Annotated in this window: 13 protein-coding genes and 1 tRNA gene; 8 read left to right on the plus strand and 6 right to left on the minus strand. The window is 40.0% G+C overall.

Annotation, left to right across the window (positions count from 1 at the left end; all coding sequences use genetic code 11):
- Positions 1-34 precede the first annotated feature (34 nt).
- The 6 genes from prlC to EV694_RS01180 all read right to left on the minus strand — a co-directional run bounded on the left by prlC (position 35) and on the right by EV694_RS01180 (position 6,265).
- Complete coding sequence (gene prlC, locus EV694_RS01155) at positions 35-2,077, minus strand: oligopeptidase A (RefSeq protein ID WP_132688061.1); 2,043 nt, start codon at positions 2,075-2,077, stop codon at positions 35-37.
- Positions 2,078-2,122: 45 nt separating this feature from the next.
- Positions 2,123-3,040 carry an ADP-ribosylglycohydrolase family protein gene (locus EV694_RS01160; RefSeq protein WP_132688065.1) on the minus strand — a complete coding sequence of 306 codons (918 nt, stop codon included), beginning with the start codon at positions 3,038-3,040 and terminating at the stop codon, positions 2,123-2,125.
- Positions 3,041-3,043: 3 nt separating this feature from the next.
- On the minus strand, positions 3,044-3,904 hold the full coding sequence (gene pdxY / locus EV694_RS01165) for a pyridoxal kinase PdxY (protein ID WP_132688068.1): 861 nt from the start codon (positions 3,902-3,904) through the stop codon (positions 3,044-3,046).
- Positions 3,905-3,922: 18 nt separating this feature from the next.
- Positions 3,923-4,876 (minus strand): acetyl-CoA carboxylase carboxyl transferase subunit alpha, encoded by a 954-nt coding sequence (accA, locus tag EV694_RS01170; protein ID WP_132688071.1) that lies wholly within the window; start codon positions 4,874-4,876, stop codon positions 3,923-3,925.
- Between the two features lie 191 nt (positions 4,877-5,067).
- On the minus strand, positions 5,068-5,694 hold the full coding sequence (locus EV694_RS01175) for a DUF1919 domain-containing protein (protein ID WP_132688074.1): 627 nt from the start codon (positions 5,692-5,694) through the stop codon (positions 5,068-5,070).
- Between the two features lie 13 nt (positions 5,695-5,707).
- The gene (locus EV694_RS01180; RefSeq protein WP_243645943.1) at positions 5,708-6,265 is read right to left on the minus strand and encodes a YceB family lipoprotein; all 558 of its coding nucleotides are present in this window, start codon (positions 6,263-6,265) and stop codon (positions 5,708-5,710) included.
- Between the two features lie 103 nt (positions 6,266-6,368).
- Between EV694_RS01180 and EV694_RS01185 the strand changes: the two genes are divergently transcribed.
- From EV694_RS01185 to truB, 8 genes are all read left to right on the plus strand, one after another.
- A complete protein-coding gene (locus EV694_RS01185) occupies positions 6,369-7,070 on the plus strand; it encodes a hypothetical protein (protein WP_132688077.1) in 702 nt (233 codons plus the stop codon).
- Positions 7,071-7,211: 141 nt separating this feature from the next.
- Entirely contained in the window at positions 7,212-7,970 is a 759-nt protein-coding gene (locus tag EV694_RS01190) for a BUD32 family EKC/KEOPS complex subunit (protein ID WP_132688080.1), read from the plus strand.
- 88 nt (positions 7,971-8,058) lie between these two features.
- Positions 8,059-8,135: transfer RNA gene (locus tag EV694_RS01195), tRNA-Met, on the plus strand.
- Positions 8,136-8,344: 209 nt separating this feature from the next.
- Positions 8,345-8,800 carry a ribosome maturation factor RimP gene (gene rimP / locus EV694_RS01200; protein WP_132688083.1) on the plus strand — a complete coding sequence of 152 codons (456 nt, stop codon included), beginning with the start codon at positions 8,345-8,347 and terminating at the stop codon, positions 8,798-8,800.
- Positions 8,801-8,837: 37 nt separating this feature from the next.
- Positions 8,838-10,325 carry a transcription termination factor NusA gene (nusA, locus tag EV694_RS01205; RefSeq protein ID WP_132688086.1) on the plus strand — a complete coding sequence of 496 codons (1,488 nt, stop codon included), beginning with the start codon at positions 8,838-8,840 and terminating at the stop codon, positions 10,323-10,325.
- Between the two features lie 14 nt (positions 10,326-10,339).
- Positions 10,340-13,021: a translation initiation factor IF-2 gene (gene infB / locus EV694_RS01210; RefSeq protein ID WP_132688089.1), complete on the plus strand. Its 2,682-nt coding sequence runs from the start codon at positions 10,340-10,342 to the stop codon at positions 13,019-13,021.
- Between the two features lie 78 nt (positions 13,022-13,099).
- Positions 13,100-13,483: a 30S ribosome-binding factor RbfA gene (gene rbfA, locus EV694_RS01215; protein ID WP_132688092.1), complete on the plus strand. Its 384-nt coding sequence runs from the start codon at positions 13,100-13,102 to the stop codon at positions 13,481-13,483.
- Positions 13,483-14,400: a tRNA pseudouridine(55) synthase TruB gene (gene truB / locus EV694_RS01220; protein WP_132688095.1), complete on the plus strand. Its 918-nt coding sequence runs from the start codon at positions 13,483-13,485 to the stop codon at positions 14,398-14,400. Before rbfA ends, truB begins: the two co-directional genes overlap by 1 nt.
- The last annotated feature ends 102 nt before the right edge of the window (positions 14,401-14,502 follow it).

Consider the following 14,502-nt stretch of genomic DNA (forward strand, 5'->3'; position numbering starts at 1 on the left):
CTCTAATGGAATTAAAGGGATTTTAACATAAAATTTATTGGCTGATACCTTTATGTCTTAACAACGCATCAAGCTGAGGTTCACGTCCTCGGAAGCGTTTAAACAAGGTCATTGGTGGCTCAGAACCGCCTTTGGTTAAGATTTCATCAAGGAAAGATTGCCCTGTAACAGGGTTAAAAATTCCCTCTTGTTCAAAGCGTGAATAAGCATCGGCGGATAACACTTCTGCCCAGAGGTAACTATAATAACCTGCGGCGTAGCCACCTGAAAAAATATGGCTAAAGCTATGAGGAGTTCTTGCCCATTCTACCCCTTTGATAACCGCGACATCTTGTTTTACTTGATTAAGGGTTGTCAAAATTTGGTTGGGTTGATTGGCTTGATAATGATGATGTAAGCGGAAATCAAATAAACCAAATTCGAGTTGGCGTAACACAAACATTGCGGCTTGGAAATTTTTAGCCTTGAGTAATTGGGCTAATTTTTCTGTCGGCAGAGGTTCGTTGGTTTGATAATGCCCCGAAATAAAAGCAAGGGCTTGTTCTTCCCAGCACCAATTTTCCAAGAATTGGCTTGGTAATTCCACTGCATCCCAAGGCACACCATTAATGCCAGCTACATCAGGCACATCAATTAAGGTCAGCATATGATGAATACCATGCCCAAATTCGTGGAATAGGGTAGTCACTTCATCGTGGGTGAATAGTGCAGGTTTGTCGCCTACGGGTTTATTGAAATTACAGGTTAAGTAAGCCACTGGGCGTTGTAGTGAGCCGTCTAATTTACGCCGGCGACCTACACAATCGTCCATCCAAGCACCACCACGTTTATTTTCACGAGCATATAAATCTAAATAAAAACTGCCTCGTACTTGATCTTGGGCATCAATCAGATCAAAGAAACGCACATCAGGGTGGTAAGTATCCACATCAAAACGTTCTACCGCACGAATATTAAAAATACGTTGAATGACTTCAAATAGCCCATTTAATACTCGTTGTTCTGGGAAATAAGGGCGTAATTCTTCATCATTAATGGCATAGAGGGCTTGTTTTTGCTTTTCGCTATAAAAGCTAATATCCCAAGGTGCAAGCTCATTTACGCCATATTCAGCCTGACAAAAGGCTTGTAAATCCGCCAATTCTTTTTGTCCTTGAGCTTTGGAACGGCTCGCCAAATTATCGAGAAAATCTAATACTTGTTGTGGATTTTCTGCCATTTTGGTGGCAAGGGATAATTCCGTATAAGTGGAAAAATCCAAGAGTTTGGCTAATTCTACCCGTAAATTGAGAATTTCTTCCATAATGGTACTGTTATCCCATTTGCCCGCATTTGGGCCTTGCTCAGATGCTCGGGTAACGAAAGCGCGATACATTTCTTCACGCAACTCACGGTTTTCACAATAGGTCATTACAGGCAAATAACTTGGAAATTCTAAGGTAAAGCGATAGCCCTCAATGCCTTTGCTCTGTGCCGATTGTTGAGCCGCTTCAAGAGCGGATTCAGGTAAGCCCGCTAATTCGGATTTATCACTGATAATTTTTTCCCAGCCCATTGTGGCATCTAGCACATTGTTACTAAATTGCGAGCTTAATTCGGATAAACGTGCCACGATTTCGCCATAACGCTGTTGTTTGTCGGCAGGCAAGGAAATGCCCGACAATTTAAAATCACGCAAGCTATTGTTAATAGCCGTTTGCTGTGCCAGACTTAACTGGGTAAATTCTGGGCTGTTTTTGAGTTGTAAATAGGCATTATATAAACCTTGATGTTGCCCTACCCAAGTACCGTATTCGGATAATAACGGCAAACAGGCTTGATAAGCCTCACGTAATTCAGGGCTATTTTTTACGGAATTAAGATGACTCACTGGCGACCAGGCTTTGCTTAGCCGATCATTGACTTCCGCTAAGGGCTGGCAAAAATTATCCCAGCTAAAGTGCGGTGCGTTTTCTAATAATTTTTCTGTGGTCGCACGACAATCTTGAATTAATTGCTCAATGGCAGGTTTGATATGCTCGGGTTTAATTTGCGAAAAAGCGGGAAGTTGATGATCTTGTAATAATGGGTTTGACATAATTTTTCCTATGATTTAATTGATGAATATGTATTAGATAAGGTTTTATTCCGCTAAATCAAGCGGTGCATTTGCGATTAATTGGTTTGCAAGGGTTAAAATACGCTCATATTGAAATAACTTTTGTTGCCATTTTTTAGGAATCTGAGAAAGCCCATAAAAAGCCCCTGCTATTTGTCCTGCAACGGCAGCGACGGTATCCGCATCCTCGCCTAAATTTGCTGCTTTGAGAATAGTTTGTTCGAAATTATCACTATGATAGAACGCCCATATCGCAGCTTCTAATGTATCTATCACATAGCCTGAACTGCTTATTTGATCGCTATTTTTGTTTTTAAACTCAACGTTAAATAATCGCCCCATTGGCTTAGACCAAGTATAAGGTTGAAAATGAGCAAATAACAGATCTTTATCACGTTCCCCTTGAAATATGTTATACAATACTTCGGCAAAATATCGGTTGGCAGAAAAACAATCGGCGGAGAGATGAGTCGCTTTGACACTTTGTTCTGCATAGTGAATACATTGGGTTAAATTGTTATGGTAAAAAACCGCAATGGGGGCAAGTCGCATTAATGCCCCATTGCCATCTTTTGTTGGTGTTGTAATGGCTTGTCCTGTACGGCGAAAATGACATAACGAATAAACGGTAGTTTGTCCTAAACCAAAGCCATAAGAAAGTGAAGAATTATATCCCTCAAAAGCCCAACGGCAATAATATTCTAATTGATTATTAAGATTAAACCCTTTTGAGACTAATAAACTTTCGGCTAAACAAAGTGCCATTGAGGTATCATCCGTCCACTTTCCAGCGGCTAAACGGAATTTTCCGCCACCAACCATATCCTGAACACCCCGTTTAATTCGATGACGAGGACAAAATTCTAAGGTTGTGCCAACGGCATCACCACAAGCAAGCCCGATTAGACAACCTTGTAAACTATCTTGTTTTTCTTTGGTCATTGATTAAGCAATTTTCTCCGCCTTATATTGACTAACAGGATTGGCGATAACGTGGCGAGCTTCGATCAGTTGTAATTCATAAGCATTCAGATTGTGGGTAATTTGCATGACATCATTGACCGCATTAGCCGTATGCTCAAAGGCTTCCAAATCAGATTTGCCATTAAGCAAATTGGCTAAAAATACGCTCGCCGTTAAGTCGCCTACGCCCACAGGTTCTTTGGTAAATCTATGTAGAGGGCGACTAATGTGCCAAATACCTTGTTGATTAGCGAGTAACATTTCAAATTGGCTCGGATCTTGTCCTACTTTGCTTAAATGTTTTACCAACACTTTTTTTACGCCTTTGGCTAAAATGGCTTTGACTGCCTCAATAGCTTGTGCAAAATTTTCTACTTTTAAACCAGAAAGCTCTCGTAACTCCACCAAATTGGGTGTGGTAATATCCGCAGCGGCAAGGGCTATATCACATAACCCCTCTTTAACGCCCTCCGCCACAATACAACCTTTATCAGGGTGTCCCATAACAGGATCGCAAAGGTAAATGGCTTGCGGATTAATGGCTTTAATTTTATTAACAGCATTGACAATTTCAGCCACTTGCTCTGCTGAACCAATGTAGCCAGAAAGTATGGCATCGCATTTGTGCAATTCGCCTATGGCATCAATGCCTGCCACAATTTCGCCAATTTGCTCTTTGGGCATAACCATACCTGTCCATTGACCATATTGGGTATGGTTGGAAAATTGTACAGTGTTCAAAGCCCAAGCATCAATGCCCAATAACTGCATCGGAAAAATAGCTGATTTATTGCCCGCATAACCATAAACCACATGGGATTGGATAGATAATACATTTTTCATAAAAAATCCTTAGTTTGATTAGCAGTAACCATAATTCATTAGGCGTTGATAACGGCGATCTAAGAGGTTTTCTTGATCTAATACCTCAAGATCGGCTAAATCCGCTAAAAGGCGTTTTTTCAGATTTTTTGCCATGGCTTCATAATCACGATGTGCACCACCTAAGGGTTCTGGCACAATATTGTCAATTAAATTTAATTGTTTTAAGCGATCGGCGGTTAATCCCATAACTTCAGCAGCAGTTGAGGCTTTATCCGCACTTTTCCATAAAATGGAGGCACAGCCCTCAGGAGAAATAACGGAATAGGTGCTATATTGCAACATATTGACTTTATCGCCTACGCCAATGGCTAAAGCACCACCAGAACCGCCTTCGCCAATTACCGTACAAATAATAGGCACAGTTAAGGTGGACATTTCTCGTAAATTGCGGGCAATGGCTTCCGATTGACCTCGCTCCTCAGCACCTACACCGGGATAAGCCCCGGGCGTATCAATAAAGGTAATAATCGGTAACTTAAAACGTTCTGCCATTTGCATTAAGCGTAAGGCTTTGCGATAGCCCTCAGGAGCTGGCATACCAAAATTGCGTTTAACTTTATCTTTAACCGTACGCCCTTTTTGATGACCGATAACCATAACAGGGCGTCCATCTAAACGAGCTAATCCGCCCACAATGGCTTTATCATCAGCAAAAGCACGATCGCCTGCTAACTCTTCAAATTCGGTAAAAATATGTTGAATATAATCAAGGGTATAAGGGCGGTTAGGGTGGCGAGCCATACGAGAAATTTGCCACGCATCAAGATCCGCAAAGGTTTTTTTGGTTAATTCTTTGCTTTTTTTCTGTAAGCGTGCAATTTCTTCATCAAGATTAATTTTGCTATCTTCGCTTGCTACTGAGCGTAGTGATTCAATTTTTGCCTCTAATTCGGCGATAGGTAATTCAAAATCTAAATACTCTTGAGTCATACTCGTTTCCTATAAAAAATAATGAAATAATTGACCGCACTTTTTATAGTGGTTTCAATTTAAAATAAGATAAGGTGTACCAACGTCATATTATTTTAAATTGAGACGACTATATTATCAGTATCATTACGGACAAAGACGGCTCATTGTATGCTTTTTTTGTTAAAAAATCAGGTGTTTTTCTGGCTTTTTTATGATTTATTTCGCTGATTAAACCAGTTGATATAATCAAACTGATCATAATATTTATGCCCAAACCAACCTGTATAAGCAAATAAATCTCCCACTTGTCCCTGTTTTTCAAAACCACGAATATAATAGGTAGAGGACAGTTCAGGGTAGGGGCGATGGGTAAATACTACTTTATTGGCAAAGGGTAATTGCTCAAAGGCGAGGAGATCCGTATAGTCACAACCATCACGATCCGTCATCATAATAAAGACATTATTTAGGTTAATCCGTTTTGTTCGTTCTTGCCATTTTTGTTCCGCTTGCTCAGGCGAAGTATAATGCATAAAATGCAGAGTAATCTCCTCAAGCAACGCTACGGGATAAGGTCTTTTAGGTTCAATAAACTGTAATTTAGCCTGTTGATAATACTCAATATTTTGCAAATAACGAATAAAGTCTTTCGGCGTAATATAAAGATTGACAAAAGGCGATAAAAAAGGCTGGGCTAAATCGTGCAAAATAAGGCCGCCAGTACAGTTACTGGATAACAAAGAAAAGCCTTGATTTTGTAAACTTTGCTGATTTCTCTGGTTAATTTGACGGCGAAATTGATGATTAATCGCCCGTTTTATTTTAGCTAGATTCATCGTTTAATCGTGATTATAAAAGATTGCCTTCTAATACCAACCGCCCTTTTTCTACACGAATTCCTTTGGCAAGTTGTTTAAGCATAAATTGTTTTGGATCGGATTCATCAAGCTGATAAATAGGTTGATGATTCAATAACATCGCTAAACTTTTGCTTAATAAGGGCATAATGGTTTGTAATTGATTCATATATTGATCAGGCTCGCCTGACCAACGCAACACACGAATATCCCTTAAATAAATAGCCCCTTTGTCGGCATCATAAGTGGGAATGGTATCAATGACTAAATGAATTTTTCCTTTAAATTGCTCATTAACCAGTTTAAAAAGACCTTGTAAATCCGCAGATAACTCAACACGATTAGGATCATTTTGCCCAATTTCAGCCTTGATATTATTGATCACATAATCAATATCTAACAAACTGGGTAAACGAAATTTATCATCAATTTGCACTTTATCCTGCAAATATTGATTAATTTGCCCTTGGCTAAGGCTAAATAATGAGGCTTGTGCAAAGGAAGAATAAACCAGCAAGGTGAATACAAGCAGTTTTAAATAACGCAACATAAATATCCTAAGATGAATGATGATTTCTGTAAAATAGCATAAAAAATGCTATAATCAAGCCTTGTTATTTTTTATGTTATAAAATCAACCTTAAGGAGCAAATATGAAAATCCGTTTAGCGAACGTCATACAAGGCACTTTCCTTGCCTCAACTTTATTCTTAACGGCTTGTAGCCAGCTTAATAGTGGCGCAGAGGTTTCATCGGCTAAAGTGGCGAGCAAAGTGGCGGATAATGAATTAGCCCGCAGTTTATCACAATTAGAACAACAAGCCTCACAATCGCCTTCATTCGAATATCAATACAATACAGAAAAATATGTTACCTATTTAGATAATCAACCTGTTTTGATTAATGCTTATAATGGTAAAGAAGAAACAAAATTATTTTATCGCAATGGAAAATTATTTGCGGTACAAGATGTGACAGGGTTATATGAATTTAACAGCACAGGACAATTAATCAGAGCGGTGGATTTAAAGGGCAATCTGGTTGATTTAACGACATTAGATGAAAAGGCTCAAAGTTTACAAAGTTACGCAAATAATTTATCCAAACGTTTTGCTTATAACAAAGCGGATCGTAATATTGCACGTGTCGCCAAAGAACAACGCTTGAATTATTTATGTATTGATAAAATTAAACAAGTGGCACAAACCAATCGTGTATTCCGCAGTTCTGACAATAAAGCAAAAAGTGCCGATCGTTTATTGGCAGAGTTACGTTTAAATGGTAATCAATATTATACAATGGATTGTCAATTATCACAGGATAGAGTAGCGAAGTTGAGTTTAATAAGCCGATAATTATTTGTATTATTTTATATAGCCATTTTTTAATCATAAGGCGTTATTAGTACGCCTTGTTTTATTTCAAATTACAGTGGCGATAAATTTATAAAGTGCGGTGCCTTTCTGCACTTTTTTGTTGGAGTAAAAGAGAAGAAAATGTCAAATAACCACAATGTATTTGAGCAATATGTACAAGGCATTTATAGCAAACATAAAGGACAAAGAATTTGTCAATTTGACTATCAAGGAAAACGCTATTGGCTTAAACAACCAGAAAAGTTACAGGGTTGGTTAAGATTATTAAAGCCAAATCCCCAGCAGGCCTTTCAGCGAGAAATCGCAAATTTACAAATGTTGGAAACACAAATTAGAGGAGAGATAGGTGTACCTAAATTGGTTTATGCTAACCCAAATTTTTTAGTCTTGGAAGATGCAGGACGAACCATAAATTTATGGCTTGAAGATCCTCAGCTTTCTCATCAACAAAAAATGGCGATTTTGGCGGATAGTGCCATAGCATTAGCCCAATTACATAAACAGGGACTTACTCATGGACGTCCCGCTTTACGGGATATTGCTTGGCAAAATGGTAAGGTCAAATTTATTGATTTGGAAGCCACGACCAAAAAAACAAACCTGAACTATCGCATACGGCGAGATATTTTAGTGTTTATTCATAGCCTTTATCGCTCTAAATATTTATCACATCAAGATATTGTGCAAACAGTAAACCATTACCAACAAGCTAGCGAACCTTATCTTTGGCAAGATACCTTAAAATTTATGGCAAAATTTAGTTGGCTATATTACTTATTACGCCCTTTTAAACCTATTGCAGGATCGGATTTGTTGGGGGTTATTGGGGTATTAGGGTATTTTCGATCACAGTTTTTTAAATTTTCTGATTTGAAATAAACAAAGTGCGGTCTGTTTTTAATTTATTTTTTATAAGGCTTGTTATTTTGTATGAAATCTGTATAATACCGTCCATATTTCTTTCGGACGCGGGGTGGAGCAGCTTGGTAGCTCGTCGGGCTCATAACCCGAAGGTCGTTGGTTCAAATCCAGCCCCCGCAACCACTTTTAAATAAGAATAGCCCTGTTGGGCTTTTTTTATGTATAGTCGTTTCAATTTAAAATAACACAAGGCGGCATGCCGAAGACAGTACAAACGAGTACGGCGAGGTGTGCCAATACAGTATTATTTTAAAGTGGAACGGCTATAACAATTTGGCAACAATAAAGTGGGCGATAAGCCCTTTTTTTATATCTGAAAATAGGAGGCTCTGTTGGCAACCCTAGAACAAAATTTACAAGCGTTATTAACGCCGAGTGTTGAAGACTTAGGATTTGAGTTAGTTGGTATTGAGTGTCAACGTATGGGGCGTTATTTAACGGTCAGATTATTTATTGATAAAGAAGGTGGCGTGACCATTGATGATTGTGCTGACGTAAGTCGTCAAGTAAGTGCGGTGTTAGATGTAGAAGATCCTATCGCGGATAAATATAATCTTGAAGTATCTTCTCCAGGGTTAGATCGTCCTTTGTTTACTTTGGCACATTTTCAACGTTTTGTGGGGCAGGAAGTGCTGATTCATTTGCGTATTGCTATGGGTGATCGCCGTAAGTGGCAAGGAATATTACAAGCTGTTGAAGGCGATACGATTAAATTATTGGTGGAAGGACAAGAACAACATTTTATTTTTAGTAATATTCAGAAAGCCAATATTGTGCCTAAATTTTAATTGAGATTTTATCTGTTTAACAGAGGTAACAAAGACTATGAGTAAAGAGATTTTATTAGCCGCTGAAGCGGTATCAAACGAGAAATTATTACCGCGTGAGAAAATTTTTGAAGCCTTAGAAAGCGCTTTAGCCATTTCTACGAAAAAGAAGTATGAGCAGGAAATTGATGTTCGTGTTGTGATTGACAAAAAAACGGGGGAATTTGATACATTCCGCCGTTGGTTAGTGGTAGAGGAAGTCAATAATCCAACCAAAGAAATTACCTTGGAGGCGGCACAATTTGATAATCCTGATGTGCAAGTGGGCGATTATGTGGAAGATCAAATTGATTCTATTGCTTTTGATCGTATTACTATGCAAACCGCTCGTCAGGTTATTAGTAGCAAAATTCGTGAAGCAGAACGCAATAAGATTGTTGAGCAATTCCGTTCGCAGGAAGGGGAATTGATTATTGGTACGGTTAAAAAAGTCAGTCGTGATAATGTGGTGCTTGATTTAGGTAATCAAGCTGAGGCGGTTATTTTGCGTGAAGATTTATTACCGAGAGAGAATTTCCGTCCGGGCGATCGTGTGCGTGGTGTGTTATATAAGGTCAATCCTGAATCAAAAGGGGCTCAATTATTTGTAACACGTGCGAAACCCGAAATGTTGGTGGAGCTTTTCCGTTTAGAAGTGCCGGAAATCGGCGAAGAGCTCATTGAGATTCGTGGTGCGGCGCGGGATCCAGGTTCACGAGCTAAAATTGCGGTAAAAAGTAATGATAAACGCATTGATCCTGTTGGTGCTTGCGTGGGTATGCGTGGTTCTCGTGTGCAAGCGATTACCAATGAGCTTGGTGGCGAGCGTGTAGATATTGTGTTATGGGACGATAATCCTGCTCAGTTTGTGATTAATGCTATGGCACCTGCTGATGTGAGTTCTATTGTGGTTGATGAAGATAGCCATTCAATGGATATTGCGGTGGAAGAAGAGGCTTTAGCACAAGCCATTGGACGTAATGGGCAAAATGTACGTTTAGCCACTCAATTAACGGGCTGGACATTAAATGTGATGACAAGCCAAGAATTGAAAAATAAACATCAAGCAGAAAGCCGTAAATCAGTGGATTTATTCGCAGAATATTTAGAGATTGATGAAGAGTTTGCGGAGTTATTGGTTGAGGAAGGCTTTACCAGCCTAGAACAACTCGCTTATATTCCAGTGGAAGAATTGCTGGACATCGAGGATTTAGATGAGGAGTTGGCTGAGGAGTTGCGTACTAGAGCGAAAAATGCGTTAACCACTATTGCTTTAGCAGAACAAGAGGTTTTATCGCAAGCCAATGCAGAAGAAGCCTTATTAAATTTAGCGGGTATGAATAGACATCTCGCAGTTAAATTGGCAAGTAAAAACATTACAACCTTAGAAGAATTGGCAGAGCAAAGCGTTGATGATTTAGCGGATATTGAAGAGCTAAGCGAGGAGCAAGCGGCTGAGCTAATTATGGCGGCTCGTCAAATTTGTTGGTTTGGAAACGAAGCGTAAGGATTGAATAAGTTATGAGTGATAAAAAAATAACCCAGCTGGCAGAGGAAATTCATACGCCAGTTGAACAATTATTAAAACAGTTCGCTGATGCAGGCATTCAAAAAACGGTAGAATCAGAAGTAACCGCTGATGAAGAAGCGAAATTATTAGCGGCGTTAGGTGGACAAAAAACAACAACACCGAAAAAATTAACTTTACAACGTAAACAACGTAGTACGTTAAAAGTGCAAGGTGCAACGGGTAAGAGTAAAGAAGTCCAAGTTGAGGTACGCAAAAAACGTGTTGTTAATACTAAAGCCGCAGAAGAAGAAAAAGCTCGTTTAGAAGCGGAAGCAAAAGCGAAACAAGAAGCCGAACAACGGGCCAAAGAAGAAGCCAAGCGTCAAGCGGAGGCTAAAGCTAAATTAGAAGCTGAGAAAAAAGCGGCAGAAGAATTGGCGAAACAGCAAGCAAAAGAAAAAGCGGAACAGGCGAAAAAAGCACAAGCTAAGCAAGAAAAAGCCGCTAAAGCAGAGGCTAAACCGCAAGATCAAGCCAAGCAAAAACGTAAGGAAGAAGAAGCCGAGTTACGCCGTAAAGCTGATGAGCTAGCTCGCCAAAAAATGGAAGAGCAAGCCCGTAAAGCCACGGAAGAGGCAAAACGCTATGCCGATTTTGCTGATGAAGAAAATCAAGATAATGATGATGATTATGCGGATTATAATCTCACCTCAAGTTATGCCTTAGAGGCTGAAAATGAAGAGCAACGCCGTAATGAAAATCGTGGGCGAGGCAAGAAAGTCGTTAAAGCGAAAAAAGGTGGACGTGAAGAAGAAAGCGGTAATAAAAATGAGCGTGAGGCTAATCGCCGTAATCACAAAGATCATCGTGCGAAAGGAAAACAGGGTAAAAAAGGTTCTGCATTACAGCAGGCTTTCACAAAACCTGTACAAAGTGTGAAAAATGATGTGGTGATTGGGGAAACCATTACAGTGGCAGAATTAGCCAATAAAATGGCGGTGAAAGCCACTGAAATCATTAAAACCATGATGAAAATGGGGGAAATGGTAACCATTAACCAAGTGATCGATCAAGAAACTGCTCAGGTTGTAGCGGAAGAAATGGGACATAAAGTCATTGTTCGTAAAGAAAATGAATTAGAGGAAGCCTTAATGAGCGATCGTGATACCAATGCTGAATTGGTTACGCGTGCCCCTGTGGTAACCATTATGGGACACGTTGACCATGGTAAAACCTCATTGCTTGACTATATTCGTAAAGCAAAAGTCGCCGCCGGCGAAGCTGGGGGAATTACTCAGCATATTGGTGCTTATCATGTGGAAACCGATGATGGCAAGATGATTACCTTCTTGGATACCCCAGGGCATGCGGCATTTACCTCTATGCGTGCTCGTGGTGCAAAAGCAACGGATATTGTGGTACTTGTGGTGGCGGCTGATGATGGTGTGATGCCACAAACTATTGAGGCGATTCAACACGCTAAAGCGGCAGGTGTGCCTATTGTGGTTGCAGTGAATAAAATTGATAAGCCTGAGGCAAATCCAGAACGAGTGGAAACAGAATTACTGCAACATGATGTTGTCGCTGAGAAATTTGGTGGTGATACCCAGTTTGTCTATGTTTCTGCCAAAAAAGGGACTGGGGTTGATGATTTATTAGAAGCAATTTTATTACAATCTGAGGTACTCGAATTAACCGCAGTGAAAGAAGGCATGGCAAGTGGAGTTGTGATTGAATCCTACTTAGATAAAGGACGTGGTCCAGTTGCTACGATTCTTGTGCAATCTGGTACGCTAAATCGTGGCGATATTGTGCTTTGTGGGTTTGAATATGGACGTGTGCGTGCGATGCGTGATGAAAATGGTAAAGATATTCAATCCGCTGGCCCATCTATCCCTGTTGAGGTGCTAGGTTTATCGGGTGTACCCGCTGCTGGTGATGAGGCGACAGTGGTTCGTGATGAGAAAAAAGCACGAGAAGTTGCCTTATATCGTCAAGGTAAATTCCGAGAAGTGAAACTTGCTCGTCAGCAAAAAGCGAAACTTGAGAATATGTTTAGTAATATGACTGAGGGCGATGTTGCGGAATTAAATGTGATTGTTAAAGCCGATGTACAAGGCTCGGTAGAAGCGATTGTACAGGCTTTACAAGAGCTTTCCACTTCCGAAGTGAAAGTGAGCGTGGTTGGTTCAGGGGTAGGTGGAATTACCGAAACCGATGCCACATTAGCGGCTGCCTCTAACGCTATTATTCTCGGCTTTAATGTGCGTGCTGATGCTTCTGCACGCCGTGTGATTGAAAATGAAAATATTGATTTACGTTATTATTCCATCATTTATGAGCTATTAAATGAAATTAAAGCGGCAATGAGCGGTATGCTTGCTCCTGAATTTAAGCAGGAAATCATTGGTTTAGCCGAAGTGCGTGATGTTTTCCGCTCGCCGAAATTTGGTGCCATCGCAGGTTGTATGGTAACCGAAGGGGTAATTAAACGTAACAACCCTATTCGTGTATTGCGTGATAATGTGGTGATTTTTGAAGGGGAGCTAGAATCTCTACGCCGTTTCAAAGATGATGTCAACGAAGTCCGTAGCGGTATGGAATGTGGTGTTGGCGTGAAAAACTACAACGATGTGAAAGTCGGCGATCAAATCGAAGTCTTTGAAGTGGTTGAAGTAAAACGCAGTATCTAGTGATTATCCGCACTTTAGATAAGTATAAAGTGCGGTGTTTTTTCACATTATTTTTTGATCTAATTAGGGAGAATAAGTATGGCAAGAGAATTTAAACGTTCTGATCGTGTTGCACAAGAGCTACAAAAAGAAATCGCCGTCATTTTACAGCGTGAAGTGAAAGATCCACGTATTGGTATGGTTACAGTATCTGATGTTGATGTTTCTAGCGATTTGGCTTATGCAAAAGTCTTTGTCACATTCTTATTTGATGAAGATCAGCAAGCGGTGCAAGAGGGCTTAAAAGCCTTAGAAAAAGCCGCGCCTTATGTGCGTAGCTTACTCGCAAAAGCAATGCGTTTACGCATTGTGCCTGAACTACGCTTTATTTATGACAATTCTCTGATTGAGGGAATGAAAATGTCTAATTTGGTCAGCCAAGTGGTGCGTGAAGATAAACAGCGTCATCAAGAGGAAGAATAGTGGCGAGACCAAGTAAACGAGGGCGCGATCTTGATGGAATTTTTCTATTAGATAAACCACAGGGTATGAGTTCTAATGACATTATGCAAAAAGTAAAGCGTTTGTTTCAAGCAAACAAAGCAGGGCATACAGGAGCGCTAGATCCTTTGGCAACAGGTATGTTGCCCATCTGTTTTGGCGAGGCAACGAAATTTAGCCAGTTTTTACTTGATGCGGATAAACGTTACTTAGTTACGGCTAAACTTGGCGAAAGGACGGATACCTCAGATGCTGAAGGGCAAATAGTATCTACTCGCCCAGTTACTGTTAATTTAACGCAAATTTTGACCGCACTTGACCAATTTCGTGGCGAAATAATGCAGGTACCTACTATGTTTTCAGCCTTGAAACATCAAGGTAAACCTTTATATGAATATGCGAGAGCGGGCATCACTGTGGAACGCGAAGCTCGCCCAATTCATATTTTTGCTTTAGAATTAGTGGATTATCAAGCACCCTATTTAACCTTATCTGTGCATTGTTCAAAAGGCACTTATATTCGCACTTTGGTTGATGATCTGGGGGAATATTTGGCTTGTGGGGCTCATGTTACTATGTTACGCCGTACTGCCGTAGCGGATTATCCTCATCAGGCTATGTTAAGCTGGCAAGATTTACAGCAAATGGCAACAGAAAAGCCATTAACCGAGTTAGATCAATATTTATTACCGATGGATACCGCAGTAGCCAGTTTACCTGCTTTACAACTTGATGAACAACAAAGCAAAGCCATTGGCTTTGGGCAACGGATAAAATTTGACAATCCTCAACAGTTACAAGGGCAAGTAAGATTATTTGCACAAGCTAGCCAACAATTTCTCGGTGTCGCCACCATTGATCAATATAACGTTATTCGCCCACAACGTTTGGTGAAATAAGAATATAGTCGTTTCAATTTAAAATAAGACAAGGCGGTACGCCGAAGACAGTACAAATAGTACGGCGAGGCGTGCCAACACAGTATTATTTTAAAGTGGGAC

It is taken from the genome of Volucribacter psittacicida (assembly GCF_004339025.1).
In the GTDB taxonomy this organism is placed as follows: domain Bacteria; phylum Pseudomonadota; class Gammaproteobacteria; order Enterobacterales; family Pasteurellaceae; genus Volucribacter; species Volucribacter psittacicida.

Excerpts from the sequence above, each read along its gene's own strand:
- prlC (WP_132688061.1), bottom strand. The coding sequence starts at position 2,077 with ATGTCAAACCCATTATTACAAGATCATCAACTTCCCGCTTTTTCGCAA.
- EV694_RS01160 (WP_132688065.1), bottom strand. The coding sequence starts at position 3,040 with ATGACCAAAGAAAAACAAGATAGTTTACAAGGTTGTCTAATCGGGCTT.
- pdxY (WP_132688068.1), bottom strand. The coding sequence starts at position 3,904 with ATGAAAAATGTATTATCTATCCAATCCCATGTGGTTTATGGTTATGCG.
- accA (WP_132688071.1), bottom strand. The coding sequence starts at position 4,876 with ATGACTCAAGAGTATTTAGATTTTGAATTACCTATCGCCGAATTAGAG.
- EV694_RS01175 (WP_132688074.1), bottom strand. The coding sequence starts at position 5,694 with ATGAATCTAGCTAAAATAAAACGGGCGATTAATCATCAATTTCGCCGT.
- EV694_RS01180 (WP_243645943.1), bottom strand. The coding sequence starts at position 6,265 with ATGTTGCGTTATTTAAAACTGCTTGTATTCACCTTGCTGGTTTATTCT.
- EV694_RS01185 (WP_132688077.1), top strand. The coding sequence starts at position 6,369 with ATGAAAATCCGTTTAGCGAACGTCATACAAGGCACTTTCCTTGCCTCA.
- EV694_RS01190 (WP_132688080.1), top strand. The coding sequence starts at position 7,212 with ATGTCAAATAACCACAATGTATTTGAGCAATATGTACAAGGCATTTAT.
- nusA (WP_132688086.1), top strand. The coding sequence starts at position 8,838 with ATGAGTAAAGAGATTTTATTAGCCGCTGAAGCGGTATCAAACGAGAAA.
- infB (WP_132688089.1), top strand. The coding sequence starts at position 10,340 with ATGAGTGATAAAAAAATAACCCAGCTGGCAGAGGAAATTCATACGCCA.
- rbfA (WP_132688092.1), top strand. The coding sequence starts at position 13,100 with ATGGCAAGAGAATTTAAACGTTCTGATCGTGTTGCACAAGAGCTACAA.